Source organism: Mesorhizobium sp. (genome assembly GCF_004963255.1).
GTDB lineage: Bacteria > Pseudomonadota > Alphaproteobacteria > Rhizobiales > Rhizobiaceae > Mesorhizobium.
Map to the genome: position 1 here is coordinate 15,608 of NZ_SUGA01000028.1, position 22,582 is coordinate 38,189.

The window sequence follows — 22,582 nt, forward strand, 5'->3', positions numbered from 1 at the left end:
GCGCGCAACGCGCAGTGTCTCGCCGTGCTTCGACGCGATCCAACGGCTTCACGGTCGCGATTGCAGATAGAGCCGGCCGTGCTTGCGGCAAGACCTGGGAGATGGCGTTTTGTCGGGAAAAGGCAGCAATTCGGTCAAGGTTCGGCATTATAACGAGCGTTTCGTGCTCGATGCCATTCGCCGCCTGAAGGAGGCGTCCAAGTCCGATCTGGCGCGCGCCGCCCACCTCACCCCCGCCGCTGTCGCCGATATCGTCGACGGGCTGGAGCAGGCCGGTTTCGTAAAGCAAGTGGGAAAAAGGTTCGGGCAGCGCGGATCGCCGTCGATCCTCTACCGGCTGGCGCCCGAGCGCATCTACAGCGTCGGCATCAAGATCGGCCGGCGCGCGCTGGAAGCGGTGCTGGTCGATTTCGCCGGCGAAGTGCGCGCGCGTGCCTCGCACGAATACCGCTATCCGGACCCGGATCTGGTGCGCCGGGCCGGCAACACCTCGCTCGCCAATTTCGAGGCGCTGGTCGACGGGCTCGACGACGCCTCGATCGTCGGCGTCGGCATCGCCTCGCCCTATTTTCTGGGCGGATGGAGCGAGGAGCTGGGTTTCCCGGATGACCTTGGCGCCCGCTGGGAAGCGATCGACCTGATGACCTTCTTCGCGACGCCGCCGAAGACACCGGTGTTCATCGAGAACGACGCCACCTCGGCGGCATTGGCCGAGCTCGTGCAGGGTGCCGGCGCTCGCTTCCACGATTTCATGCATATCTCGATCGACACTTTCGTCGGCGGCGGCCTGGTGCAGGGCGGCAAGGTGCATACCGGACCGCATGGCAACAGCGCCGCGCTCGGTCCGCTGCCGGTCTCGCCCTCAAGCCTGGATTCGGTGGCGGCTAAGCCCGCGCGCTACCAGAGCCTGCTGCACCGCGCCTCGATCTATGTGCTGGTCAATCACCTGAAATCGCGTGGCGTCGAGATCGTGCGGGTGCGCGAGCTCGATCCCATGCCGCCCGGCGCGCGCGAGCCGCTGTTCGAATGGATCGAGGATTGCGCCAACGCGCTGGTCGAGGCGATCATCGCGATCACCTCGGTCATCGACATCGAGGCGATCGTGCTGGACTCGATCCTACCGCGTTCGATTCATCTCGAGCTGCTGGCGAAGGTGCAAAAGCAGTTCAACCGCGTCAGCGCCATCGGCATTGTCGCGCCCGAAATTGTGCCTGGACAGTTCGGCCCGGAGGCCTCGCCGATCGGCGCGGCGATGCTGCCCTTCTCGGCGCTGCTCGCCCCCGACAGCAGCGTCCTGATGATCGGCAAGGACCGGCCCAAGCTGCTGGGAAGCCTGTCCGCGCTCGCCGGCCAGGGCTGATCGAAAGGCGCCTCTGGACATCACACCGGCAGGCTCGTCACACCGGTCGACAGATGCGGCTCGGCAGGTGCGGCGTTAGTGCCGGCCTTGGCGCTCGCGCCGGCCTTGCCCTTCAGCGTCGCGCAAAGCACGCGATCCACCGCCAACCTGCCCGCCCCGCTCAGCGCCAGGATGAACATGCCGCCGGCGATGGCCAAGTCCTTTTCGAAATGCAACAGTTCGTTCTGGCTGGCGAAATTGGTGTGGAAGAGACTGGCCGTCATCAGACAGAACAGGCCGAGCCCGATCGCACCCAGCCGCGTCAGGATGCCGAGCGCCACCGACAGGCCGGCGCCGAGTTGCAGCGCGATGGTGGCAATGAGCAGCGGCGTGCCGACGCCAAGCGCGGCCATCGCCTTCTGAGCGCCCTCGAAATGCGTCGCCAGTTGCAGTCCCTCATGCACGAAGATCAGCGACAGAAGCAGTCGGCCGGCCAGCAGGACGAGGTCCCTGGCGTTAAGTTTTTCGGCAAGTTCGGTCGGTGTCATGATCGGCTCCAATCCTTGGAAACAGGTGGCCGTCACGCGCCCGCGTGGACGCGCGCTCGAGGTTGAAAGGTCGGAGCCGGCGCGAGGGAGAGGAACGCCGGCTCCGGTTTTCGGGCGCTACCGCCGTGGCGCCCAAAACGTTGTATTGGAGGGAGAGATCAGCGCCAGGGCCCCTCTCCGGCCGCTTCGCGGCTACCTCTCCCCCACTTTGTGGGGGCGAGGAACGGGCTGATCTACTTCGTCACCTTCGTGTCGATCGCCTGCTTGAGGTCGGAAAGCTCCTCGCAGCCCGACGGGCAGAGTTTTTGCAACGAGGCGAGCTGTTCATTGGCCTTGGCCTTGTCGCCGGTCTCGACATAGAGCTCGCCCAGATATTCATGCGCGGCCTTGTGGTCGGGCTTAAGCTCCAGCGCCTTGGTGTAGTAGGTCAGCGAGGTCTGGTAGTCGCCGGTCTTGCGCAGCGTGAAGCCGAGCAGGTTGTAGACGTCGGCCTGCTGGGTGTCCTGCGCCAGGTCGCGCAGATCGGCCAGCGCGCCCTTATAGTCCTTGGCGTCGATCTTGGCCTTGACGGCCGTCAGGTCGGGCGCATCAGTGCCTTCGATGTCGTCCACCGCATAGGCCGGAACGGCGATGACGATGGGTGCCACGGTCAGGACCGCTATGGCGCCGAGCACCGCGAAAGTTAAGTGTTTCATTGGCGTTGTCGCTTTCTGTTCAGGATCTGATTCAGATCGGATTTCCCGATCAGATCTGGGTTGGGGTGAAGGCGTAGGCGTTGCCGTCCTTGACGAAGCTGCCTGTGCCGGGGAACGGGAAGTGCGAGCCGCAGATGCGGACATTGTCGGCGATCACCTGGTCGATGATCCGGTGGCGGGTGGCGATTGCCGTCGGACCGTCCTGGTCGTAGGCGCCCTGCCATTCGGGATGCGGGGCAAGCAGCGCCGGCACGTACATGGTGTCGGCCGAGACGAGGAACTGCTCGGCGCCGGCATCGACATGGTAGACGGAATGGCCAGGCGTGTGGCCGGGCGCCGCCATGAGGCGGATGCCGGGCACCACTTCCGCGCCGTCGTCGACCAGCTTCCAGTTCTTCCATTTCGGAAAATTCTCGGCGATGCGCTTGCCCGCCGGCTTGCGGCCCTCGGGCAGCTTGGCGAGGCGGCTCGGATCCGTCCACCAATTGTACTCGGTGGCGTTGACGACCAGCTCGGCATTGGGGAACACCGGATTGTTGGTGCCCTTCTCCATCAGGCCCCAGACATGGTCCGGATGGAAATGCGAGATCAGAATAGTATCGATCGCCTTGTAATCGATGCCGGCGGCCTTCATGTTGGCCGGCAGATGCGTGGCGTTGGCCTGCCACTGGCCGACGCCCGAGCCGGCATCCATCATGATGGTGCGGCCGTTCATCTTGAGCACGACCACGGTGAGCGGGATCGGCATGAACTCGGTGGTCAGCCCCGCCTTGGCGAGCGCGGCCTTGGTATCGTCGACCGACACGTCCTTGATGAAGGCCGGGTCGTGGGGCTTGCGCCAAATGCCGTCATAGACGGCGGTGACCTCGAGCGAGCCGACCTTGTATTTGTAGAAGCCGACCAGCGGCTCCACCGGGGTTTCGGCGTAAGCCGCGGGCGCGAATTCCAGCTTGCCGGCAATGCCGAAGGCGGCAGCGGCGGCGGCGGATCCGAGCACCATGCGACGTGTCATGTTGAACATCAGAAATCTCCTCTTGTGGCTGCAAATTTGCGTCAGGTTTCAGGCGGTGTGAGAAATTGGCGGAGGGCCCGGTGCGACCCTCCGCCGGCTGCGGAAGCCGGTGCCGGCCGGTCCGACTGAAGACCGGCCGGCGCCGGGGAGATCGGGACGTCTGGTCGTTGAACCGGGCGAGGCGTGCCTTCCTCGCACATGGTCAAGACCTTTGGCCTCGACTCCTAGCTCAGCGACCCCAGATGCCCTGGCCGGGCTCATCCGCAGCGATCTTGGCCGCCGGCTTCATGTCGTGGCGGTCCAGCTTCACGATCGAAGCAGTGGTGGTGGTATCGACGGCGGCTGCCTGCTGAGCGGCCGCGGAGAAGTGGTCGCTGCCGGCAAAGGCGCCGCCGGTGGCAACGAGGATGGCGACTGCGGTGAGGGCGATCTTGTTCATATGCGTATTCCTTCCGGGTTGGTTGATGCGTGCCTTGGGAGGATGGCCTCGCTACAGCCAAGACCCGGAAGGCCCGGGCTTTATTCCCGGAACGCGGAAGAATCTTTTCAGGGGGCGATAGAAATCGCGACTCGCCCGGATGAAACGGGAAGCCGCGGCCAGTTAGCCGGCGTTAAGCATCGCTCCAATTTTTGGGCTGAAAATAAGCCGCGAAGCTACCAGTGACGCAACTTGAAGCCGGGCCGGAAGTTAAATTTAAGCACTTCCTGTTAGCTTCAGCCGATGGATTTCTGTCCGCGAAAGGTATTCCTGTCGAATTGACCTGGACGGGTTTCAATATCGGCCGCATCAGACCGGCCGTTTTCTCTTCCGCCAACTTGCCGGCGGCTATCGCTGTTTTCGTGCTTGCGATCTGCGCGATCTTCGTCGATCAGCAAAACAGAAAAGTCTCCGACCAGCTGATGCGCGCCGAGGTGCTGGCCAAGGTCAACATCATTCGCGCCAAGCTCGAGGGCAACATAAACGGCAACCTGCAGCTGGTGCAGGGCCTTGCTTCAGCGGTCACGACCGAGCCGTATATGGGGCAACAGCGATTTGCGGCGCTCGCCGCGAACCTTTTCAATGAGAAATCGCAGCTGCGCAACATTGCCGGCGCGCCCGACCTTGTGATCTCGTTGATGTACCCGATGGAGGGCAACGAAAAGGCGCTCGGGCTCGACTACCGCAAGAATGAAGCACAACGCATGGCGGCGCTACGGGCGCGTGACCAGCGCGCCTTGGTCCTGGCGGGTCCGGTAGACCTCGTCCAGGGCGGCCGAGGCTTCATCGGCAGGATTCCGATTTTCGTACCGACAGTGGGCGGCGGTGACCGGTTCTGGGGCATTCTCTCGGCGGTCATCGATGTCGACAGGCTTTTTGCCGCAAGCGGCCTCACCGACCCGGACCTCGATATCGAGGTCGCCCTGACAGGCAAGGACGCGCTGGGCGGCGGCGGCCAGCGCTTCTTCGGCAGCGAGAACGTGGTCGACGGCACCCCGGTGACGGCCGAAGTGGAACTGCCGCTGGGGTCCTGGCAATTGTCGGCGATACCGAAACACGGCTGGCCGGCCACGCCGAAGAACGAGGCCACCTTGTGGGCAACGATGGCGCTGGCCGGCGCGCTGGTTGTGTTGCCCATCCTGATAGCCGGCTGGTTGTTCGGCGAGAGACAGAAGAACTACGCGGAGCTGCGGCGGCTTTCGCAGCGGCTGGAGCTTGCCCTCGACGCCTCGGGCATCGGCGTGTGGGAACATGACCTCGCCACCTCGCAGCTCGTGTGGGACGACCGCGTCAACGAAATCTATGGCAAGCCGGCTGACGGCCGGCCGCGTGGCTATGACGACTGGGCGCTGACCATTCATCCAGACGACCTGGAGCGCGCAAGGAAGGACTTCGACACGGCGGCCGAAACCCACGGCCGCTATTCCTCGCAGTACCGTCTTCTCCTACCTGACGGTACCGTCCGCCATGTGCGCACCCGGGCAGGCTTCCTGCAGGACGTCGACGACACGCCGAAGATGATCGGCGCTGAATGGGACGTGACCAGCGACGTCCTGCTCAACGAGAATCTGGTGCGTGAGCGGCAATTGTCGGAATCGAAGAATGCCGAGCTCGAGACCGCCAAGGCTAGGATCGAGCACGTCGCGCTGCATGATTCCCTGACAGGCCTGCCTAACCGCCGTTATCTCGATGAGATGCTGGCCGGGGCGCACGATGATCGCACCGCCTTGCTGCATCTCGACCTCGACCGCTTCAAGCAGATCAACGACACGCTTGGTCATGCGGCAGGCGACGCCATGCTCATGCATGCATCGAAGGTCATCAAGGCCAACGTCCGGACAGCCGACTTCGTGGCGCGCATCGGCGGGGATGAGTTCATCGTGGTGTGCCGCGAATGCAGGGACGATGAACTCGCCGTCCTCGCGGACCGGATCATCGAAGAGATGCGCCAACCCGTCGACTATAAGGGCCATCAATGCCGGTTTGGGGTCAGCATCGGGATTGCGGCCAATAACGGCATCGATGCCAAGCAATTGCTGGTCAATGCCGACCTCGCGCTCTACCGGGCCAAGAGCCGAGGGCGCAACCGCTACGAGTTCTTCAACGAAGAGCTGCAAAGCGAGATCGTGAAGACCAAGCAGACCGCCGACGAGATTCTCGGCGGCTTGGAGCGCAACGAGTTCATTGCCTATTACCAGCCGCAGTTCGACGCCAACACGCTCGAGATCGTCGGTGTCGAGGCGCTGTCGCGCTGGCGCCATCCACAGCGCGGCATCCTTGGCCCCGACGTGTTCCTCAAGGTTGCCGAGGAATTGAACGTGGTCTCGCTCATCGACCGCACGATCCTCGAACAAACGCTCGAGAATTTCCAGCGCTGGTCGCTCGACGGGCTCAACATCCCGCGCGTGTCGGTCAACGTCTCGGCACGAAGGCTGGAAGACAAGGATCTCATAAAGGGCCTGCGCAAGCTGGCGATCAAGGCGGGAACCGTCTCGTTCGAGCTCGTCGAGTCTATCTTTCTCGACGAGCACGACGACCTCGTCGCCTGGAACATCGAACACATCAAGGAACTCGGAATCGACATCGAGATCGACGATTTCGGCACGGGCTACGCATCCATCGTCAGCCTGCTCAAACTGCAACCGCGCCGTCTCAAGATCGACCGGCAGCTCATCACGCCGATAACCGGCTCGGCGGCGCAGCGGCGATTAGTGTCGTCAATCATAGAGATCGGCAAATCGCTCGGCATCGGGGTCGTGGCGGAAGGCGTCGAGACGATGGAACATGGGCGCATACTGAAGGAGCTTGGCTGCGACATCCTGCAGGGCTACGCCTTCGGGCGCCCCATGGACGCAACATCCTTCAGGACCTTTGCGCAGTCGCGGGAGTGGCTGGCAGCGGGATAGCGATGCCGGCTCACCGATCTACCATTTGACCGGGCCGTTTGCCGGCTGCACGACCCGTTCGGCAAACGAGCAAACGACAGGACAGCCCTCGCCGAGAGGGAGACGCGCTAAGCCCGGTCATCAAACTGTCACACCAGGCGGCAATCGCCATGGTAGGTTTGCCGTGGCCGCCCCCGCGACCACGACCGCATCAAGAACCGGCGAAGCCGCCATGAACATCGCCCTCCCCGCTGAAGGCACTGACCTCTCGCCCTATCTGCCGGACGAGCACGGGCTGTTCTTCATCTACCATTTCAAGGCGGACGGTTCCCGCACCGCGGATCCCGCCGAGGCGCATTGGAGCTGGCGCAGCTACCAGATCACCGACATGCGCGCCCGCCACGAGATCGGCGCCGAGACGGCCCTGCCGGCGCCGGTGCGCGACGCCTTCCTGTCGCCAAGTCATGGCTGCCAGATCGATTTCGAGGACGACTTCCTCTACGGCGACCTGCCCGACCTCAGGCACGATTTCGCCGAGGCGCGCGGGCTCACGCATTTCCGCTTCGCCTTCAACGACAGGATGCTGGTCGGCGCTCGCAAGCAGCCGCTGGAATCGGTAGACAGGATCCGCAAGCTGGTGGAGAGCGGCACGCGGAAATTCCGCAGGCCGGCCGAGCTGATCGAGGCGGTTATGGGCCAGTCGCTCGACGGCATGGCGGCCGAGCTCGACAAGATGGGCGACACGCTCGACGGCATCGAGGACCGCATCGTGTGCGATGCATGGCACAATGAACGCCAGGCCCTGGTCGACGCGCGCCGGCAGCTGGTGCTGATCCACCGGCAGATGGCGACGCTCACCAGCCTTTTCCGCCACCTCGACCATTCGCATCGCAACGAGCTGCCCGACCCGATCAACGACATGGCCACACGGCTCTCGCATCGGGCGCACACGCTGCATCACGACGGCGAGCAGCTGCAGGCGCGCACGCGCCTGTTGCAGGACGAGCTGATGGCGAAGCTCACCGAGCAGTCGAACCAGTTGCTCTACATCCTGTCGGTCATGACGGCGGTGCTGTTGCCGACGACCATCATCTCCGGGCTGTTCGGCATGAATGTCGGCGGCTTGCCGCTGGTCGATACGCCGCACGGCTTTTGGGTGGTGACGGCGATCTCGGTCGTCATCGCCGGCGTGGTTTACAAGATCGTGCGACGACTCGGGCGCGTCTGACCCTCATGCTGTTGCCCGCAGGTCCTCTACAATGGTGCCGGCGGCGCTGACTTCCGCTTCATGGCCGGGTTCGCGCCACGTCTCGGCGAGGCCGGCCGCGTACCATTCGCGCATGGCCGGCAGGTCGAGAAGCCGCCGCGGATAGTCAGCCGCTTCACCTTCGAAAGGCAGGCCGTAGGACTGCGCCCTGAACGCAACGGGGGCGAAGAAGGCATCGACGGCGCCAAAACGGTCCCCGGCCAGGAAGGGCCCGCCGAAACGCAAAAGACCATCGTTCCACAAGTCTCCCATGCGGAAGAGATCGTGCTTCAGCGCGGGGGACATCGGCAACGGCTCGACGCGCACACCGCAGCACATTGGGCAGTCGTTGCGCAGCGCGGTGAAGCTCGAATGCATCTCGGCGGCGGCCGAGCGTGCCCAGGCGCGCGCCTTCGCATCCACCGGCCACACGCCCGGATGGCGTTCGGCCAGATATTCGACGATCGAAAGCGAATCCCAGACCGCCCAACCGTCATCGACCAGGCAGGGCACGCGGCCATTTGGCGAGAACTGCCTGTAGAGGTCGAAACTCGGCCCGACCGGGAACGGCGTCAGCCGCTCCTCGAAGGGAATGCCGAGGACACGCATCAGCAGCCATGGCCGCAGCGACCACGACGAATAGTTCTTGTTGCCGATATGCAGAACGTACATCGGGCGCCCTCCTCTGTTCGACGCGGTTGCGGACGGATAGCCGTCTCGCGCTTTTGCTTATCTCGCGGGTGCCGCCGGCCGAACCTCGCGGCCCCTGAACATCGACCAGCTGTACATCGCCAGCGCCATCCAGATCAGCGCGAAGGCGATGGCCTGTGTGGTGCCGAACGGCTCGTTGAAGATCAGCACGGCGATCAGGAACACCATGGTCGGCGCGATATATTGCATGATGCCGATGGTGGAGAGGCGCAGCAGCCTGGCGCCGAAGGCAAACAGCAGCAGCGGTACCGCGGTGATCGGGCCGCAGCCGATCAGCAAGGCCGTGTCGGAACCGGTGCTGGAGATGAGGTGATCCTGGCCGGTGGCAATCAGGTAGACGATGTAGCAGAGCGCCGGCATTGAGAGCAGCAGCACTTCGAGCAGGAACCCCTGGCTCGGGCCGATCGGCAGCGTTTTGCGGAAGAAGCCGTAGGCGGCGAAGGAGAAGGCGAGCGCCAGCGACACCCAGGGCAATTTGCCTGCCTCGACGGTCAGCACCGTCACCGCGATGGCGGCCAGCGCAACAGCCGCGATCTGGAGCCGGTCGAGCCGCTCGCCGAGCAGCACGGCGCCGACCACGACATTGACCAGCGGGTTGATGTAATAGCCGAGCGCAGTCTCCACGGTGCGGTCGACCGCGATCGCCCAGACATAGATGCCCCAGTTGACCGAGATAAGCACCGCCGTCAGCGCGGCCATGGCAAGGCTTTTGGGGGAACGGATCGCCGCCTTGAAGTCGGCGGTGCGGCCAGCCCAGATCAGCACCGCCGCCGCGATCGGCACCGACCAGACGACGCGGTTGGCGATCACCTCGGCAAGCGGCAGATGCGCCACCGCCTTCATGTAGAAGGGCAAGAGCCCCCAGAGGAAATAAGCGCCAAGCGCCAGAAGGAAGCCGCGTCGGCCCTTGGCGTCTTGATCGAGATCGGCTGTAGCGGTGACCATGGCCCAACGCTATGGCCCAGTAGGCCGCCCAAGACCATCACAAAATTATGATGGATCAACGGAGTTTTGGTGATGGCTCAGCGGGCTCGGACCGCTTCCTTTCCGTGGTGCCGCATCACAATTCGCCTCCGCAGCCCGCCTACAGAATTTTCTGTTTGCGATGGCCCGCCCGTAGTAATAGCCTCATTTTAGCGCTTGGGGGAATTCTAATATGAAGTGATTCTGGAGCCCTTCAATGTCGCGCCTGACAAGTGCTATAAAGAATAGGAAGTATACTTTTTTCCGAGCACAGCTCGGCGTAAGGCGTCATCTGGCCGACTCGGTCGCCTATCGGGCTTACCGCGCAACAACAGACATCGATTACTTCTTTCACGTTTTCCCGGACCGAAAGCTGATCTATGTGGAAGTACCCAAGGCGGGTTGCACCACAGTCAAGCGACTGCTTTCGATCTGCGCCTACGGAATCAACCATGATGACGATCCCGAGGCATATCATTCGCGTCGAAAATCCGGACTGCTTGCCCCGAGCGACGTCGGCGTAAAACTGTTCGAATCGCTGCTGCGCGACCCGGAAACGCTGATTTTCTCCGTGGTGAGAAATCCATTCTCCAGATTGCGGTCATGTTATCTCAACAAATTCTATGAGCTCAAACTATCCGACCCAGGAAATACCGGACTAATCGAGCAATTGATGGGTGACATGACCTCATTGTCCTCGTCCGACATCGACCGAGACCAACTGTCTTTCGACAGCTTCGTCAAAGGCGCATGCACAACGGCTGCTCTCGGCAAGAATGGCCATTGGGGCCTAATGTCAGCAATAATTCCGAATTCGAGCGACTTCAGGGTCGAGATCATAAAGCTCGAATCCCTGGCCGAGGGCTTGAATCCCGTCTTGGCCCGATTAGGCGCTTCGGAGGAAATTCGAAACTCGCTGGCAAAACCGCTCAACCAGTCTGCCCCTACGCCAGGAATTGCATGGACGCGTCCGCTGGTTGATGCGGCCAGGCGGGCCTATGCGGAGGATTTCAGGCGGTTCGGTTATGATGCCGACTATCGAGCCGGCTGACGGTCCGAATTCCCCCTACTCCGCCGCCACCAGCCCAGCCATCTCGCGGTTCTTCATCAGCTTGTAGACGATCGAATCCATAAGCGCCTGGAACGAGGCGTCGATGATGTTTTCCGAAACGCCGACCGTCCACCAGCGGGCGCCGGTGGAATCGTGCGATTCGACCAGGACGCGCGTGATGGCCTCTGTGCCGCCATTGAGGATACGCACCTTGAAGTCAGCGAGCTCGAGGTCGACGATTTCGCTCTGGTATTTGCCGAGGTCCTTGCGCAGCGCGATGTCAAGCGCGTTGACCGGGCCGTGGCCTTCCGCCACCGACATCTTCTCTTCGCCGTCCACCTCGACCTTCACAATCGCCTCGGAGACGGTCTTCAGATTGCCGTTGGCATCGAAGCGGCGCTCGACCATGCAGCGGAAGGAAGTGACGTTGAAGAACTCCGGCAAGCCATGCAGCATTTTTCGCGCGAGCAGCTCGAAGGACGCGTCGGCGCCTTCATAGGCATAGCCTTCGGCCTCGCGCTCCTTGACGACGGCGATCAAGGAGTCGAGCCGGTTGTCGTCCTTCGGCACATCGATGCCGCGTCGCTTCAGCTCGGCGAGGAAATTCGCCTTGCCGCCCTGATCGGAGACCATGACGCGGCGGCGATTGCCGACGGCTTCCGGCGGCACGTGCTCGTAGGTCGCCGGCTCCTTGGCCAGCGCGGAGGCGTGGATGCCGGCCTTGGTGGCGAAGGCGGAAGAGCCGACATAGGGCGCCTGCGCTTCCGGCGCGCGGTTGAGCAATTCGTCGAAGGCACGGGAGAGCCTGGATATTCCGGTCAGATCCTCCGCCGAAATGCCGGTTTCGAAGCGGTCGGCGAAGGCGGGCTTCAGCGAAAGCGTCGGGATGATGGTGATCAGATTGGCGTTGCCGCAGCGCTCGCCGATGCCGTTCAACGTGCCTTGGATCTGGCGCACGCCAGCTTCCACGGCGGCCAGCGAATTGGCCACCGCCTGTCCAGTGTCGTCATGCGCATGGATGCCGAGATGGTCGCCAGGGATGCCGCCGGCGACCACCTTGCCGACGATTTCGCGCACTTCCGAGGGCTGGGTGCCGCCATTGGTGTCGCACAGCACCACCCAGCGGGCGCCGGCTTCGTAGGCGGTCCTGGCGCAGGCCAGCGCGTAGTCAGGATTGGCCTTGAAGCCGTCGAAGAAATGCTCGCAGTCGACCATCGCCTCCTTGCCGGCGGCCACCGCCGTCTCGACCGAGGCCTTGATCGACTCCAGGTTCTCTTCATTCGTGCAGCCGAGCGCCACGCGCACATGATAGTCCCAGCTCTTGGCGACGAAGCAGATGGCGTCGGACTTCGACTGCACCAGCGCCGCCAGCCCTGGATCGTTGGAAGCCGAGACCCCTGCCCGCTTGGTCATGCCGAAGGCAACGAATTTCGCGCTTTCCGTCCGCTTCTTCTGAAAGAAGGCGGTGTCGGTCGGATTGGCGCCCGGATAGCCGCCCTCGACATAGTCGATCCCGAACGCGTCGAGCAGTTTTGCGATGGCGATCTTGTCCTCGACGGAAAAGTCGATGCCCGGCGTCTGCTGGCCGTCGCGGAGCGTGGTGTCGAAGAGGTAGAGGCGTTGTTTCTTCATGGCGATAGCTCGAAATGCCGGGATCCTTCGCGCCCCCCTCTGTCCTGCCGGACATCTCCCCCGCTTGGGGGGAGATTGGACGGCACTTCGGCTTTCGCCAATCTCCAGCGTTGCAGGAGAAGCGGCAGGGCCGAAGCTGCTGATCTCCCCCCTTGTGGGGGAGATGGCCGGCAGGCCAGAGGGGGGCGCCGTAGAGCACGAACCTGCATCATTATTTCCCTGCAAACCGATCCGTCGCCCGGATCAGCCGATCCAGAATCCCCGGCTCGGAATAGGCGTGGCCAGCGCCTTCGATGAGGTGAAAATCCGCTTTCGGCCAGGCCTTGTGCAGCGCCCAGGCATATTTCGCCGGGCACGGCATGTCGTAGCGGCCGTGGACGATGGTGCCGGGAATGTCCTTCAGCTTCCAGGCATCGCGCAGAAGCTGCCCTTCCTCCAGCCAGCCGGCATGGACGAAATAATGGTTCTCGATGCGGGCGAAGGCGACGGCGTAGTCGTCCTGGGCGAACGGGTCGCTGGTCTCGGGTTCAGGCAGCAGCGTGATCGTCTCGCCCTCCCAGATGCTCCAGGCGCGGGCGGCCTCCACCTGGCGCGCGCGGTCGGAGCCGACCAGCCGCTTGCGATAGGCGGCCATCATGTCGCCGCGCTCGGCTTCGGGGATCGGCGCGAGAAAACGCTCCCATTTGTCGGGAAACATCTCCGAGACGCCGAACTGATAATACCATTCGAGCTCGGCGCGGGTGAGCGTATAGATGCCGCGCACGATGAGCTCACTGACGTGCTCGGGATGCGTCTCGGCATAGGCGAGCGCCAGCGTCGAGCCCCAGGAACCGCCGAAGACCAGCCATTTGTCGAAGCCGGCCATCTCGCGCAGGCGCTCGATGTCGGCGACGAGATGCCAGGTGGTGTTGGCTTCTAGCGAGGCGTTGGGCGTCGATTTCCCGCAGCCGCGCTGGTCGAACAGGATGACGTCGTAGAGTTTCGGGTCGAACAGCCGCCGGTGTTTCGGCGAGATGGTGCCGCCCGGACCGCCATGCAGGAACACGGCAGGCTTGGCGCCCCGGGTGCCGCAACGCTCCCAATAGATGGTGTGGCCGTCGCCGACATCGAGCATGCCCGACTCGAACGGTTCGATCTCGGGATAGAGCGTACGCAAGGAACTGCCGTGCATCGTCATAGTTTCAAGCCCTGCTCCGGCCAGTTGGCCGTCTCGTGGTCGGGGTGCTGGAAGGAGATGATCTGCTCCTGCCGTCGGTAGAAATCGGGATCGTCGAGGGTCGGCGCCTCGAAGATCTTCTCCACCCAGGGCAGCCGCACCGCGTAGTTGACCTGGATCTGCGGCGCGAGATCGGAGCGGTCGTCGAAGGCGCCGATCGCGATCTCCAGCGCGCCCGGCTGGCGATAGGTCAGCGGCGTACCGCAGCGGGCGCAGAAGCCGCGGTCGATGTTGACCGAGGACTGGAAATAGCTCGGCTCCTCATGGGTCCATTCGACGCCGTCCTTCGGCACCGTCACCAGCGCGCCGAAGAAATTGCCGAACTGCTTCTGGCACATACGGCAGTGGCAGATGGACGGGCGCCCAAGCTTGCCGTGCACGCGGAAACGCACGGCGCCGCACTGGCAGCCGCCGGTTCGAACTTGATCGGTCATGGTCTTTCCTCCGGCGGCCATTGGTCGGTGTCGTAATCTGGATGCTGATAGGAGACGAGCTCGGCGAGGTAAGGCGCAGAGGCGATATCGGCCATCGTGTCCTCGGACGGCAGCTTCGGGATGCCGTCGACATAGGGAAGCTTCGCCTCCGTCCCCCACTGGATGGTCGGCACGATGCCGGTCGGGTCGTCGAAGGCGGCGATCGCCAATGCGATACCGTCGGGCGCCTCGAAGGTCAGCGGCGTGCCGCATTCGGCGCAGAAACCGCGCCAGGCGGCGTTGGAGGAACGGAAGCGTTTCGGCTCGCCGCGCGTCCAGTCGAGCGTGGCGCCGCGCACCGACACCAGCGGCAGGTAGAAATTGCCGCTCGCCTTCTGGCACATGCGGCAGTGGCAGACCGAGGCGTCGCCCAACGCGCCTTCGACGCGGAAGCGCACGGCGCCGCACTGGCAGCCGCCGGTGTAGATCGGCCTGTTGTCGAGGCTCATCGCTCACTCCGTTTCACGGACTTAGACAGGGTCATGACAGACCGCCTCGACATTGTTGCAGTCGGGATCGAAGACGAAGGCGCCGTAGTAGTTCGGATGATAATGCGGACGCAGGCCCGGCCCGCCATTGTCCTTGCCGCCGACGGCAAGCGCTGCCGCATGAAACGCATCGACCTCGGCGCGGCTGCGCGCGGTGAAGGCGATGTGCTGATGGTCCTTCGGCTTCTCCTTGCCCGCGCTCACCCAGAACACCGGCCGATCGCGGCCATAGCCGCCGACCTTGGCGCCGCCGGTGTATTCCTCCGGCACCATATAGAGCAGCGAAGCCCCCAAAGGCGCCATCGCCTTGTCGTAGAAGGATTTCGACACTTCGAAATCGGAAACGGTGATGCCGAGATGATCGATCACAGGACGAGCTCCTCCCTTGGTGGCGCGGCGGCCAGCCCGGCCACGATGACGATATGCTGGCAGACATTGTCGATATCGCGGATCACGTCGTCGTTCCAGAAGCGCGGCAGACGCCTCCTGACAGTCGAGGTCAGCGCTCTACGGCGCCCCCCTCTGTCCTGCCGGACATCTCCCCCGCAAGGGGGGAGATTGGCCGTCACCACGGCCTTCGCCAATCGCCCAAGCCGCATCACCTTTTGACCTCCCACGTCGTCACACGCGCGCCGGTGACAGGATCCTTGCCGTCCTTCAGCTGCACGCCCTGTGCCAGAAGCTCGTCGCGGATGCGATCAGCCTCGGCCCAGTTCTTGGCAGCGATGAACTCCAGACGATCCACGATTGCTTTTGCCACTGCCGCCTCGTCAACCTTGGCCGCGCCGACATCGAAGCCGAGGAAGGCTAGCGCCGCTTTCAACGAAGCGGCGGCATTGCCACCATCGCCGCCAGCCTCGACGGCCTCGCCGGCAAGCTGCGTCAGCCGCTGGAAGGCGGTGTAGGTGGCAAGGTCGTCCGACAGCGCTTCCACCACTTCGGCCGGCAGCTCCTTCGCGGCCGCGGGCGCCAGATCTGCCGCGCGTTTCCATTTGCGCAGCGTGTTTTCCGCCTCCTCCAGCTTGCGCACGGAAAAGTCGATCGGCTCGCGGTAATGCGTCATCAGCATCGCCAGCCTGAGCACCTCGCCCGGCCATGTGCGGCCGCCGAAGGTCTCGGTCTCCAGCAGCTCATGGATGGAGAAAAAATTGCCGAGGCTCTTCGACATCTTCTGGCCTTCGACCTGCAGGAAGCCGTTGTGCATCCACACATTGGCCATGACCTTGGTGCCGTGGGCGCAGCGCGACTGGGCGATCTCGTTCTCGTGGTGCGGGAAGATCAGGTCCAGCCCGCCGCCATGGATGTCGAAGACCTCGCCGAGATAGGCGGCCGACATGGCCGAGCACTCGATGTGCCAGCCGGGCCGGCCCCTGCCCCACGGGCTTTCCCAGCCGGGCTCTTCGGGCGAAGACAATTTCCACAGCACGAAATCGCCCGGGTTCTTCTTGTGCGCGTCGACGGCGATGCGCGCGCCGGCCTGCTGCTCGTCGAGATTGCGCTTCGACAATTCGCCATAGTCCGGCATCGATGCGGTATCGAACAGCACCTCGCCGCCGGCGACATAGGCATGGCCGCGCTCGATCAGCTGGCGGATCAGCGACAGCATGTCGGCCTTGCCATCGGCGCGGGGTGCGACGAACTCCGTCGCCCGCGGCTCATAGGTCGGCTGCAGGCAGCCAAGCGCGGCGACATCCTTGTGGTACTGATCGGCGGTCTTTTCGGTGACCTTGCGGATCGCATCGTTGAGCGACAACTTCCCGGCCGCGATCTCGCCGCCGAAGTCTCGCAGCGCCCTGGCGTTTATCTTGTCGTCAACATCCGTGATGTTGCGCACATACGTGACATGCTTTTCGCCGTAGAGTTGGCGCAACAGACGGAAAAGCACATCGAAGACGATCGCCGGCCTGGCATTGCCGATATGGGCAAAGTCATACACGGTAGGGCCGCAGACATACATGCGCACATTTTGCGGATCGATCGGGACGAACGGTTCCTTCGTCCGCGTTAGCGTGTTGTAGAGGCTGAGGCCCTTTGATGCGTCAGACATGCAGTCCCGGTCCTTGGTTGGGTTCACTGGAACCGGGTCCGCGCCGAAGGCACAAATCAGGCTCCAGCCTGCTGGCCGGGGCGTTTGTCCAATCTAGGAGAAGATGAGGCGAAAACGTCCGGACCAGCGCGAGGCTAGCCAATAATGCAAATGCCACAAATGGCGAAAGACGTTTTCATGGCGGGCTTTATCGCGCTGGCGGGTGTTGCCGTCAAGTCGCTCGGCTTAGGAAAGATGTCGTTGGATCACAGGTAAAGACGGGGCGAAACATTTTATTAAACATGTCGGCACAGTGATGAAACATTCGCCGGCTAGACCGCCCGGTGTCACGATTTGGTCCGAATCGACCGGCAAACGCTGAACACGAAACCGTTACCAGGGAAGAGAATCATGGCTCGCAGCAAGCAGGAACAAAACCGACAAACGCAGCCGGCTCTCACCAGCCACTACCGCGCGATCGGCCCGGCGGCCATCGTCGCCGCCCTCCTCCACACCGCGAAGAAGAAGAAGCCCGCGCAGAAGATCGTCTCGCCGCGCGCTGCCTGAAACGGCGCAACCGGTGCGGTCCCCGACGACGGGGGCGCCGGTGACGAGGGCGCTACGAGCGCCCTGGAGATGAAGGCCCCAAAGCAGCCTTTCGGGCAGGCAGCCTTCTTTGGATGGTTTGACGCAATTCCGAACGGAAAACCGCTCCACACTTTTCCTGGAATTGCTTTAAAATAAGCTCATCTGGTTTTCGTCCGCGCCAGGCTTCTGGCGCTTGGGCTTTTCGGCCTGCGGCGAAACGATGCCGCGCTCCTGGATCTCCGGCCCGGTGTTGGCGACCTTGTTGACCAGGTCGGAAACCGGTATCGCCTCGAAGAAATCGGGCTCGACGGGCTTCAGCAGATCAAGCACGTGGCGCGGCTCCTGCGTGCGGCAATCGAGCCAGCGGGCGAAGTCGCGCTCCTCGATCACCACCGGCATGCGATCGTGGATATGGGCGATGCCGGCATTGGCCTCAGTGGTGATGATCGCGCCGGTGTCCATCTCGGAACCGCCGGGCTCGGAGTAGGTCTCGATCAGGCCGGCGAAGGCGACCACGCCGCCGCGTCGCGGGCGGATCCAGTAGGGCTGCCCCTTGGCCGAACCCGATTGCTGCCACTCATAGAAGCCCGATGCCGGCACAAGAGCGCGGCGGTGGCGCATGGCGGTCTTGAACGATGCTTTTTGCAACACGCCTTCGGCGCGGGCGTTGATGAGCAGCGGAAACGCCTTGGTGTCCTCGACCCAGGCCGGAATCAAGCCCCAGCGCACCAGCATCGCCTGGCGGTCCGGCAGGTTGGAGCCGGGTTCCCGCGGCGGGCCGGCAAGCGCCATCAGCACCGGCTGTGTCGGCGCGATGTTGTAGCGGGCCGGAAATCCCTCCAGTTCGGCCAGGCCGAGGAAGGCGGCGGTCCGGTCCGGCGTGGCGGTCAGGGAAAAGCGTCCGCACATGGATCTGGGCTCTTCGATTGACGTGCCATCAAAAGTGGCGATGGAACCGCCACGCCGCAACGGCTAAAGCTGGATTCGCCCAATCGGTCCACAAAAGCCTGCAGAAAGATCGGCACGCATGGAAGAGCGCAAGATCATACCTGCCGTTTCCGTCGCGGTCGTGCGCGACGACACCGTGCTTCTGGTCAAGCGCGGGCGGGCGCCATCGCAAGGGCTCTATGCCTATCCGGGCGGCAAGGTCGAGCCGGGCGAGACCTTGCCGCAAGCCGCCGCGCGGGAGTTGCACGAGGAGACCGGACTTGAAGCCATCGACTACCGCCCGCTGCGCGACATCCATATCGACGGCAGCGGTGAAAACCACGCGGTCGACTATCTGCTGACGGTGTTCGGCGCCGCCTATGCCGGCGGCGAACCCGTGGCAAACGACGATGCCGAGACCGCGGCATTCTATACGCTGGCGCAAATGGCTGACATGCCGCTTGCCGGCGACGTGTTCTCGGTCGCCGAGGAGTTGCTCGGCCCTGCGCAACGCGCCATGCCGTGAGCATCCAGAATGGCCTTGCAGGCGACAAAATGTTTCGCCACAAAGCCTTGCCCTTTCTTCGCAAGGCCCCGATGACCCGCGCTTCCCCTCTTCTCGCCGCGTGCCTCGCTGTCGGCATCGCCGCTTCGCCGGCCACGGTGCGCGCCGCAGAAGCGCCGTTCGAGCCGGGGCTGATGCGGCTGGCGGAAGTGCTGGGATCGCTGCATTTCCTGCGCAACCTGTGCGGCGAAAAGGGCGACCAGTGGCGGATCGAGATGGAAAAGCTGCTCGAGTCGGAAAATCCGGACCCCGACCGGCGCGCCCGCTTCATCGCCTCCTTCAACCGCGGCTACCGCTCCTTCAGCGGCACCTATACGCGATGCACGCCTTCGGCGACCGAGGCCATCGCCCGCTACATGAAGGAAGGCGAGACGCTGTCGCGCGACATCGCTTCGCGCTACGGGAACTGAGGCAGCTCGGGCCGCCAGCGCGTTTTGCCCAGATTTCTTGCGACAATCGGCGCCAATGTGATGTGCCTTATTGTCTCCTGTCCCGCTCTGGTGCAATCATGTGTTGCGGTTTCGCAACAGTGTTAATGAAACGTTAGCGCGCGATTGCGGAATTAACTCAAACTGAAGGTTTTGATCCCGCAAGCCGGCCTAATCGGCTAAGCTCGGCATCGATTGAGCACAGTCTCGCCGACAATGTGAATTTCGACCCTAAGAATGTCGTATTTACAATGGCTTAATTGAGACTGCGGACGAACTGACAGCCCAAGCCGGGTCCACTGTTGGATCGCCGCTTGCAGTAAGGTGGACATCGCAATGGAACATGGTGTCAGCGACATCGACGCATTGGTCAGGGAAGAAAAACGCCTGACCGCCGTTGAGAGCCACAGCGAGGCTTGGGCGGAAGGCCTGTCGGCTGGCATCGAACCGGAAATCATCGCCGAGGCGGCGCTGGAGACAGCTTTCGGCGAGATGCTGCGCGCCAATGGCGAGACCTCGGCGCTGGCGCTGCTCGACCGCATGCGGGAAAAGGTGATCGCCGGCGCCTTCGAGCCGGAGCGGCTGAAGCACTAGTCATCCGTTTAAACAGCGACTTTTCGACAGTGACTTTTGACGAGGGCACGCCGTTTGGGCATCATGCCCATGCGCTTGACCATTCAAGGCGCCGCCCGGACTAGAGCATGATCCCGAAAAGTGGGAACCGGTTTTCGGAAAAGATCATGCTCCAACAAAAGGTTAGATCAGGAGGACGGTTCAACGAAACGTCATTCTGATCTAGGCCGGGGAACAATGGAGAGGCAAGCGGTGAGATTTTCGATGTCAGGCCGGCCGCGCGGGCTGACGCTCAACATCCTGATCGCCGCTTCCTGCCTCGCGCTGCCTTTGTGCCTCGCCAGCACGTCTTCCTACGCACTGAGTGAGATCCAGCGCGAGGACCTGCCTTCCCCGGTGACCCCGCCCGCCGACAGCGACAGCGCCGCGCCCGGCGCGACCGTGCCGATGCCGGAAGCGCCCGGCTCCAAGCCTTCGGACAGCGGCCAGCCGGCAGACGACACCGACAAGTCGGAGCCGGAAACGCCCCCCGCCAATGGCGGCATCACCAGCCCGCGCGCCGATCCGGACGCGCCGCCGCCGGCGGTCGTTTACGACCTCAACACGCTGCCCGAACCGGTCAAGCGCATGCATGGGCTGATCATCGAGGCCTGCCGCACCGGCGACATCGAGAAGCTGCGGCCGCTGATCGGCAAGGGCGATTCCATGACGCAATTGTCGCTGGGCGATATCGACGGCGACCCGATCACCTTCCTCAAGGGCCTCTCGGGCGACGGCGACGGCCAGGAGATCCTCGCCATCCTGGAAGAGGTGCTTTCGGCCGGCTATGTCCATGTCGACACCGGCACGCCGCAGGAACTCTATGTCTGGCCGTATTTCTTCGCGCTGCCGCTCGACAAGCTCGACGCGAGGCAGCGCGTCGAATTGTTCAAGCTGGTCACGGCCAGCGACTATGACGACATGAAGCAGTTCGGCGCCTACATCTTCTACCGCGTCGGCATCACGCCGACCGGGCAGTGGCTGTTCTTTGTGGCCGGAGATTAAGGCATCCCAGGTATGGCAATGTGGCGAGGCAACGAAACGACGTCCGTCAAGCCTATTGGTTAGGACTGTCGCGACAGCTTAGGCGGTGGTCAGAAGGATGCCGTGGCCGAATTCGTCAGCCAACTTCATGATAAGCAGCTTCTCACGTGCCGTAAGGCGCTTTTGATCGACAAAGCGCCAGTTGCGCTCGTAAAGCGCAAAGGCCTCTTTCGCGGGGATGGGGCGCGCGACATCGCGGTTCCAGGCAATCGCCTGGAGCTCGGGAAAGTCTGCAGGAATGATCGGCGCGATGTTCTCGCTCATAGCGCCTACAAGATAATGCGGAGCGCTTAACAAATCCAACTTTTGGCAGGGCTAAGCCGGCAACGCCTCGGAAAACTCCACCGCCTTGCCCTGGCCGGGTGTGACGATCTCGCCTTCCCACATGGCACGCGTGCCGCGCAGGATGGTGCCCACCGGCCAACCTGTCACCTGCTTACCATCATAGGGTGTCCAGCCGGCCTTGGAACCGGCCTGGGCGTTGGTGATGGTCTCGCGCCGTTTCAGGTCGACGATAGTGAAATCGGCATCGTAGCCGGCGGCGATGCGGCCCTTCCTGGCCATGCCGAAGATGCGCTGCGGGCCGTGGCTGGAAAGGTCGACGAAGCGCTGCAGCGTGAGCCGGCCGGCATTGACGTGATCCAGCATGATCGGCACCAGCGTCTGCACGCCGGTCATGCCCGACGGCGAGGCCGGATAGGTCTTCGCCTTCTCAGCCAGCGTGTGCGGCGCGTGGTCGGAGCCCAGCACGTCAATGATGCCTTGCGAAACGCCGTGCCAGACGCCGTCACGGTGGCGCGAGGCGCGCACCGGCGGGTTCATCTGGAGCAGCGTGCCAAGCCTGGCATAATCGTCCGCCGTCAGCGTCAGATGATGCGGCGTGGCCTCGCAAGTCGCGACATCCTTGTGCTGTTCGAGGAAGACGATCTCCTCGGCCGTCGAGATGTGCAGCACATGGATGCGCGCGCGCGTCTGCCTGGCGATGCGCACCAGGCGCTCGGTGCAGCGAAGTGCTGCGATCTCGTCGCGCCAGACGGGATGCGACGACGGATCGCCCTCGACGCGCTCGCCGAGCCGCTCGCGCAGGCGGAATTCGTCCTCGGAGTGGAAGGCGGAGCGGCGGCGGGTGTTGCGCAGGATCGAGGCGACGCCTTCATCGTCCTCGACCAGAAGGTCGCCGGTGGACGAGCCCATGAACACTTTGATGCCGGCCGCGCCCGGCAGCCGTTCCAGTTCGCCGACATCGCGAGCATTGTCGCGCGTGCCGCCGACCCAGAAGGCGAAATCGCAATGCATGCGGCCGGTGGCGCGGCGCACCTTGTCGTCGAGCGCCGCCTCGCTGGTGGTCAAGGGATTGGTGTTGGGCATTTCGAAGACCGCGGTGACGCCGCCCAGCACCGCCGCGCGGGAGCCGGTCTCCAGATCCTCCTTGTGCTCCAGCCCCGGCTCGCGGAAATGCACCTGGCTGTCGACGACACCCGGCAGGATGTGCAGGCCGGTGCAGTCGATGGTCTCGCGGGCCGAGGCCTGGCCGAGATCGCCGATCCGCGCGATGCGTCCGCCCTTCACGCCAATGTCGCGGCGGCCCTCGCCATCATGGTTGACGACCGTGCCGCCTGTCAGGATGAGGTCGAAGGTGGTTGCCATGGGCAGGT

Annotated in this window: 24 protein-coding genes and 1 pseudogene; 9 read left to right on the top strand and 16 right to left on the bottom strand. The window is 63.5% G+C overall.

Features of this window, described 5'->3' with window-relative positions; translation table 11 throughout:
- Positions 1-109 precede the first annotated feature (109 nt).
- Positions 110-1,360, top strand: a complete 1,251-nt coding sequence (locus E5X34_RS23825) for an ROK family transcriptional regulator (protein WP_292569730.1) — start codon at positions 110-112, stop codon at positions 1,358-1,360.
- A gap of 20 nt (positions 1,361-1,380) precedes the next feature.
- On the opposite strand, the gene E5X34_RS23830 is transcribed toward E5X34_RS23825, so the two are convergent.
- From E5X34_RS23830 to E5X34_RS23845, 4 genes are all read right to left on the bottom strand, one after another.
- On the bottom strand, positions 1,381-1,887 hold the full coding sequence (locus tag E5X34_RS23830) for a DoxX family protein (RefSeq protein WP_292569733.1): 507 nt from the start codon (positions 1,885-1,887) through the stop codon (positions 1,381-1,383).
- A 233-nt stretch (positions 1,888-2,120) separates the two neighbouring features.
- Positions 2,121-2,582 carry a tetratricopeptide repeat protein gene (locus E5X34_RS23835; protein ID WP_292569735.1) on the bottom strand — a complete coding sequence of 154 codons (462 nt, stop codon included), beginning with the start codon at positions 2,580-2,582 and terminating at the stop codon, positions 2,121-2,123.
- 49 nt (positions 2,583-2,631) lie between these two features.
- Complete coding sequence (locus E5X34_RS23840) at positions 2,632-3,603, bottom strand: MBL fold metallo-hydrolase (RefSeq protein WP_292569738.1); 972 nt, start codon at positions 3,601-3,603, stop codon at positions 2,632-2,634.
- A 220-nt stretch (positions 3,604-3,823) separates the two neighbouring features.
- Positions 3,824-4,033 carry a DUF680 domain-containing protein gene (locus E5X34_RS23845; protein ID WP_292569741.1) on the bottom strand — a complete coding sequence of 70 codons (210 nt, stop codon included), beginning with the start codon at positions 4,031-4,033 and terminating at the stop codon, positions 3,824-3,826.
- 389 nt (positions 4,034-4,422) lie between these two features.
- On the opposite strand from E5X34_RS23845, the gene E5X34_RS23850 reads away from it, so the two are divergent.
- Positions 4,423-6,978 (top strand): EAL domain-containing protein, encoded by a 2,556-nt coding sequence (locus E5X34_RS23850; RefSeq protein ID WP_292569898.1) that lies wholly within the window; start codon positions 4,423-4,425, stop codon positions 6,976-6,978.
- A 211-nt stretch (positions 6,979-7,189) separates the two neighbouring features.
- A complete protein-coding gene (locus tag E5X34_RS23855; RefSeq protein ID WP_292569743.1) occupies positions 7,190-8,185 on the top strand; it encodes a transporter in 996 nt (331 codons plus the stop codon).
- Between the two features lie 3 nt (positions 8,186-8,188).
- Here the strand turns inward: E5X34_RS23855 and E5X34_RS23860 are convergent, their stop codons facing one another.
- Entirely contained in the window at positions 8,189-8,875 is a 687-nt protein-coding gene (locus E5X34_RS23860) for a glutathione S-transferase family protein (protein WP_292569746.1), read from the bottom strand.
- A gap of 57 nt (positions 8,876-8,932) precedes the next feature.
- Positions 8,933-9,859, bottom strand: coding sequence for an EamA family transporter RarD (rarD, locus tag E5X34_RS23865; RefSeq protein ID WP_292569749.1), 927 nt, complete (start codon positions 9,857-9,859; stop codon positions 8,933-8,935).
- Between the two features lie 235 nt (positions 9,860-10,094).
- On the opposite strand from rarD, the gene E5X34_RS23870 reads away from it, so the two are divergent.
- Positions 10,095-10,928 carry a sulfotransferase family 2 domain-containing protein gene (locus tag E5X34_RS23870; RefSeq protein ID WP_292569752.1) on the top strand — a complete coding sequence of 278 codons (834 nt, stop codon included), beginning with the start codon at positions 10,095-10,097 and terminating at the stop codon, positions 10,926-10,928.
- A gap of 15 nt (positions 10,929-10,943) precedes the next feature.
- On the opposite strand, the gene cimA is transcribed toward E5X34_RS23870, so the two are convergent.
- The 7 genes and pseudogenes from cimA to cysS all read right to left on the bottom strand — a co-directional run bounded on the left by cimA (position 10,944) and on the right by cysS (position 16,784).
- On the bottom strand, positions 10,944-12,560 hold the full coding sequence (gene cimA, locus E5X34_RS23875) for a citramalate synthase (protein ID WP_292569754.1): 1,617 nt from the start codon (positions 12,558-12,560) through the stop codon (positions 10,944-10,946).
- Between the two features lie 211 nt (positions 12,561-12,771).
- Positions 12,772-13,737 carry a prolyl aminopeptidase gene (gene pip, locus E5X34_RS23880; protein WP_292569756.1) on the bottom strand — a complete coding sequence of 322 codons (966 nt, stop codon included), beginning with the start codon at positions 13,735-13,737 and terminating at the stop codon, positions 12,772-12,774.
- Complete coding sequence (locus E5X34_RS23885) at positions 13,734-14,210, bottom strand: GFA family protein (RefSeq protein WP_292569759.1); 477 nt, start codon at positions 14,208-14,210, stop codon at positions 13,734-13,736. The genes pip and E5X34_RS23885 overlap by 4 nt, the downstream gene beginning before the upstream one ends.
- Positions 14,207-14,698, bottom strand: a complete 492-nt coding sequence (locus tag E5X34_RS23890; RefSeq protein ID WP_292569762.1) for a GFA family protein — start codon at positions 14,696-14,698, stop codon at positions 14,207-14,209. The genes E5X34_RS23885 and E5X34_RS23890 overlap by 4 nt, the downstream gene beginning before the upstream one ends.
- Before the next feature lie 21 nt (positions 14,699-14,719).
- Positions 14,720-15,106, bottom strand: coding sequence for a VOC family protein (locus E5X34_RS23895; RefSeq protein ID WP_292569765.1), 387 nt, complete (start codon positions 15,104-15,106; stop codon positions 14,720-14,722).
- Positions 15,103-15,216, bottom strand: a pseudogene (locus E5X34_RS23900) (endonuclease domain-containing protein); the annotation flags it as partial. The pseudogene E5X34_RS23900 and the gene E5X34_RS23895, both read right to left, overlap by 4 nt.
- A 119-nt stretch (positions 15,217-15,335) precedes the next feature.
- Positions 15,336-16,784: a cysteine--tRNA ligase gene (gene cysS, locus E5X34_RS23905; RefSeq protein ID WP_292569768.1), complete on the bottom strand. Its 1,449-nt coding sequence runs from the start codon at positions 16,782-16,784 to the stop codon at positions 15,336-15,338.
- A 390-nt stretch (positions 16,785-17,174) separates the two neighbouring features.
- On the opposite strand from cysS, the gene E5X34_RS23910 reads away from it, so the two are divergent.
- Positions 17,175-17,330 (top strand): hypothetical protein, encoded by a 156-nt coding sequence (locus E5X34_RS23910; RefSeq protein WP_116390227.1) that lies wholly within the window; start codon positions 17,175-17,177, stop codon positions 17,328-17,330.
- A gap of 168 nt (positions 17,331-17,498) precedes the next feature.
- Here the strand turns inward: E5X34_RS23910 and E5X34_RS23915 are convergent, their stop codons facing one another.
- Positions 17,499-18,260 (bottom strand): SOS response-associated peptidase, encoded by a 762-nt coding sequence (locus E5X34_RS23915; RefSeq protein ID WP_292569774.1) that lies wholly within the window; start codon positions 18,258-18,260, stop codon positions 17,499-17,501.
- A gap of 118 nt (positions 18,261-18,378) precedes the next feature.
- Between E5X34_RS23915 and E5X34_RS23920 the strand changes: the two genes are divergently transcribed.
- The 4 genes from E5X34_RS23920 (at position 18,379) to E5X34_RS23935 (ending at position 20,888) form a co-directional block, all read left to right on the top strand.
- On the top strand, positions 18,379-18,804 hold the full coding sequence (locus E5X34_RS23920) for an NUDIX hydrolase (RefSeq protein WP_292569777.1): 426 nt from the start codon (positions 18,379-18,381) through the stop codon (positions 18,802-18,804).
- Positions 18,805-18,875: 71 nt separating this feature from the next.
- On the top strand, positions 18,876-19,253 hold the full coding sequence (locus tag E5X34_RS23925; protein ID WP_292569780.1) for a TIGR02301 family protein: 378 nt from the start codon (positions 18,876-18,878) through the stop codon (positions 19,251-19,253).
- A 354-nt stretch (positions 19,254-19,607) separates the two neighbouring features.
- Complete coding sequence (locus E5X34_RS23930) at positions 19,608-19,865, top strand: hypothetical protein (protein WP_040984202.1); 258 nt, start codon at positions 19,608-19,610, stop codon at positions 19,863-19,865.
- 231 nt (positions 19,866-20,096) lie between these two features.
- Positions 20,097-20,888: a hypothetical protein gene (locus E5X34_RS23935; RefSeq protein WP_292569783.1), complete on the top strand. Its 792-nt coding sequence runs from the start codon at positions 20,097-20,099 to the stop codon at positions 20,886-20,888.
- A 78-nt stretch (positions 20,889-20,966) separates the two neighbouring features.
- Here the strand turns inward: E5X34_RS23935 and E5X34_RS23940 are convergent, their stop codons facing one another.
- Positions 20,967-21,191: a hypothetical protein gene (locus tag E5X34_RS23940; RefSeq protein WP_292569787.1), complete on the bottom strand. Its 225-nt coding sequence runs from the start codon at positions 21,189-21,191 to the stop codon at positions 20,967-20,969.
- Positions 21,192-21,242: 51 nt separating this feature from the next.
- A complete protein-coding gene (locus E5X34_RS23945; protein ID WP_292569789.1) occupies positions 21,243-22,574 on the bottom strand; it encodes a dihydroorotase in 1,332 nt (443 codons plus the stop codon).
- Between the last annotated feature and the right edge of the window lie 8 nt (positions 22,575-22,582).

What these genes read in the sequence shown, in the direction of transcription:
- cysS (WP_292569768.1), bottom strand. Translation starts at nt 16,784, where the DNA reads ATGTCTGACGCATCAAAGGGCCTCAGCCTCTACAACACGCTAACGCGG.
- E5X34_RS23835 (WP_292569735.1), bottom strand. Translation starts at nt 2,582, where the DNA reads ATGAAACACTTAACTTTCGCGGTGCTCGGCGCCATAGCGGTCCTGACC.
- E5X34_RS23910 (WP_116390227.1), top strand. Translation starts at nt 17,175, where the DNA reads ATGGCTCGCAGCAAGCAGGAACAAAACCGACAAACGCAGCCGGCTCTC.
- E5X34_RS23840 (WP_292569738.1), bottom strand. Translation starts at nt 3,603, where the DNA reads ATGTTCAACATGACACGTCGCATGGTGCTCGGATCCGCCGCCGCCGCT.
- E5X34_RS23940 (WP_292569787.1), bottom strand. Translation starts at nt 21,191, where the DNA reads ATGAGCGAGAACATCGCGCCGATCATTCCTGCAGACTTTCCCGAGCTC.
- pip (WP_292569756.1), bottom strand. Translation starts at nt 13,737, where the DNA reads ATGACGATGCACGGCAGTTCCTTGCGTACGCTCTATCCCGAGATCGAA.
- E5X34_RS23925 (WP_292569780.1), top strand. Translation starts at nt 18,876, where the DNA reads ATGACCCGCGCTTCCCCTCTTCTCGCCGCGTGCCTCGCTGTCGGCATC.
- E5X34_RS23920 (WP_292569777.1), top strand. Translation starts at nt 18,379, where the DNA reads ATGGAAGAGCGCAAGATCATACCTGCCGTTTCCGTCGCGGTCGTGCGC.
- E5X34_RS23945 (WP_292569789.1), bottom strand. Translation starts at nt 22,574, where the DNA reads ATGGCAACCACCTTCGACCTCATCCTGACAGGCGGCACGGTCGTCAAC.
- E5X34_RS23915 (WP_292569774.1), bottom strand. Translation starts at nt 18,260, where the DNA reads ATGTGCGGACGCTTTTCCCTGACCGCCACGCCGGACCGGACCGCCGCC.
- E5X34_RS23885 (WP_292569759.1), bottom strand. Translation starts at nt 14,210, where the DNA reads ATGACCGATCAAGTTCGAACCGGCGGCTGCCAGTGCGGCGCCGTGCGT.
- E5X34_RS23830 (WP_292569733.1), bottom strand. Translation starts at nt 1,887, where the DNA reads ATGACACCGACCGAACTTGCCGAAAAACTTAACGCCAGGGACCTCGTC.
- E5X34_RS23930 (WP_040984202.1), top strand. Translation starts at nt 19,608, where the DNA reads ATGGAACATGGTGTCAGCGACATCGACGCATTGGTCAGGGAAGAAAAA.
- E5X34_RS23870 (WP_292569752.1), top strand. Translation starts at nt 10,095, where the DNA reads ATGTCGCGCCTGACAAGTGCTATAAAGAATAGGAAGTATACTTTTTTC.
- E5X34_RS23890 (WP_292569762.1), bottom strand. Translation starts at nt 14,698, where the DNA reads ATGAGCCTCGACAACAGGCCGATCTACACCGGCGGCTGCCAGTGCGGC.
- cimA (WP_292569754.1), bottom strand. Translation starts at nt 12,560, where the DNA reads ATGAAGAAACAACGCCTCTACCTCTTCGACACCACGCTCCGCGACGGC.
- E5X34_RS23860 (WP_292569746.1), bottom strand. Translation starts at nt 8,875, where the DNA reads ATGTACGTTCTGCATATCGGCAACAAGAACTATTCGTCGTGGTCGCTG.
- E5X34_RS23855 (WP_292569743.1), top strand. Translation starts at nt 7,190, where the DNA reads ATGAACATCGCCCTCCCCGCTGAAGGCACTGACCTCTCGCCCTATCTG.
- rarD (WP_292569749.1), bottom strand. Translation starts at nt 9,859, where the DNA reads ATGGTCACCGCTACAGCCGATCTCGATCAAGACGCCAAGGGCCGACGC.
- E5X34_RS23845 (WP_292569741.1), bottom strand. Translation starts at nt 4,033, where the DNA reads ATGAACAAGATCGCCCTCACCGCAGTCGCCATCCTCGTTGCCACCGGC.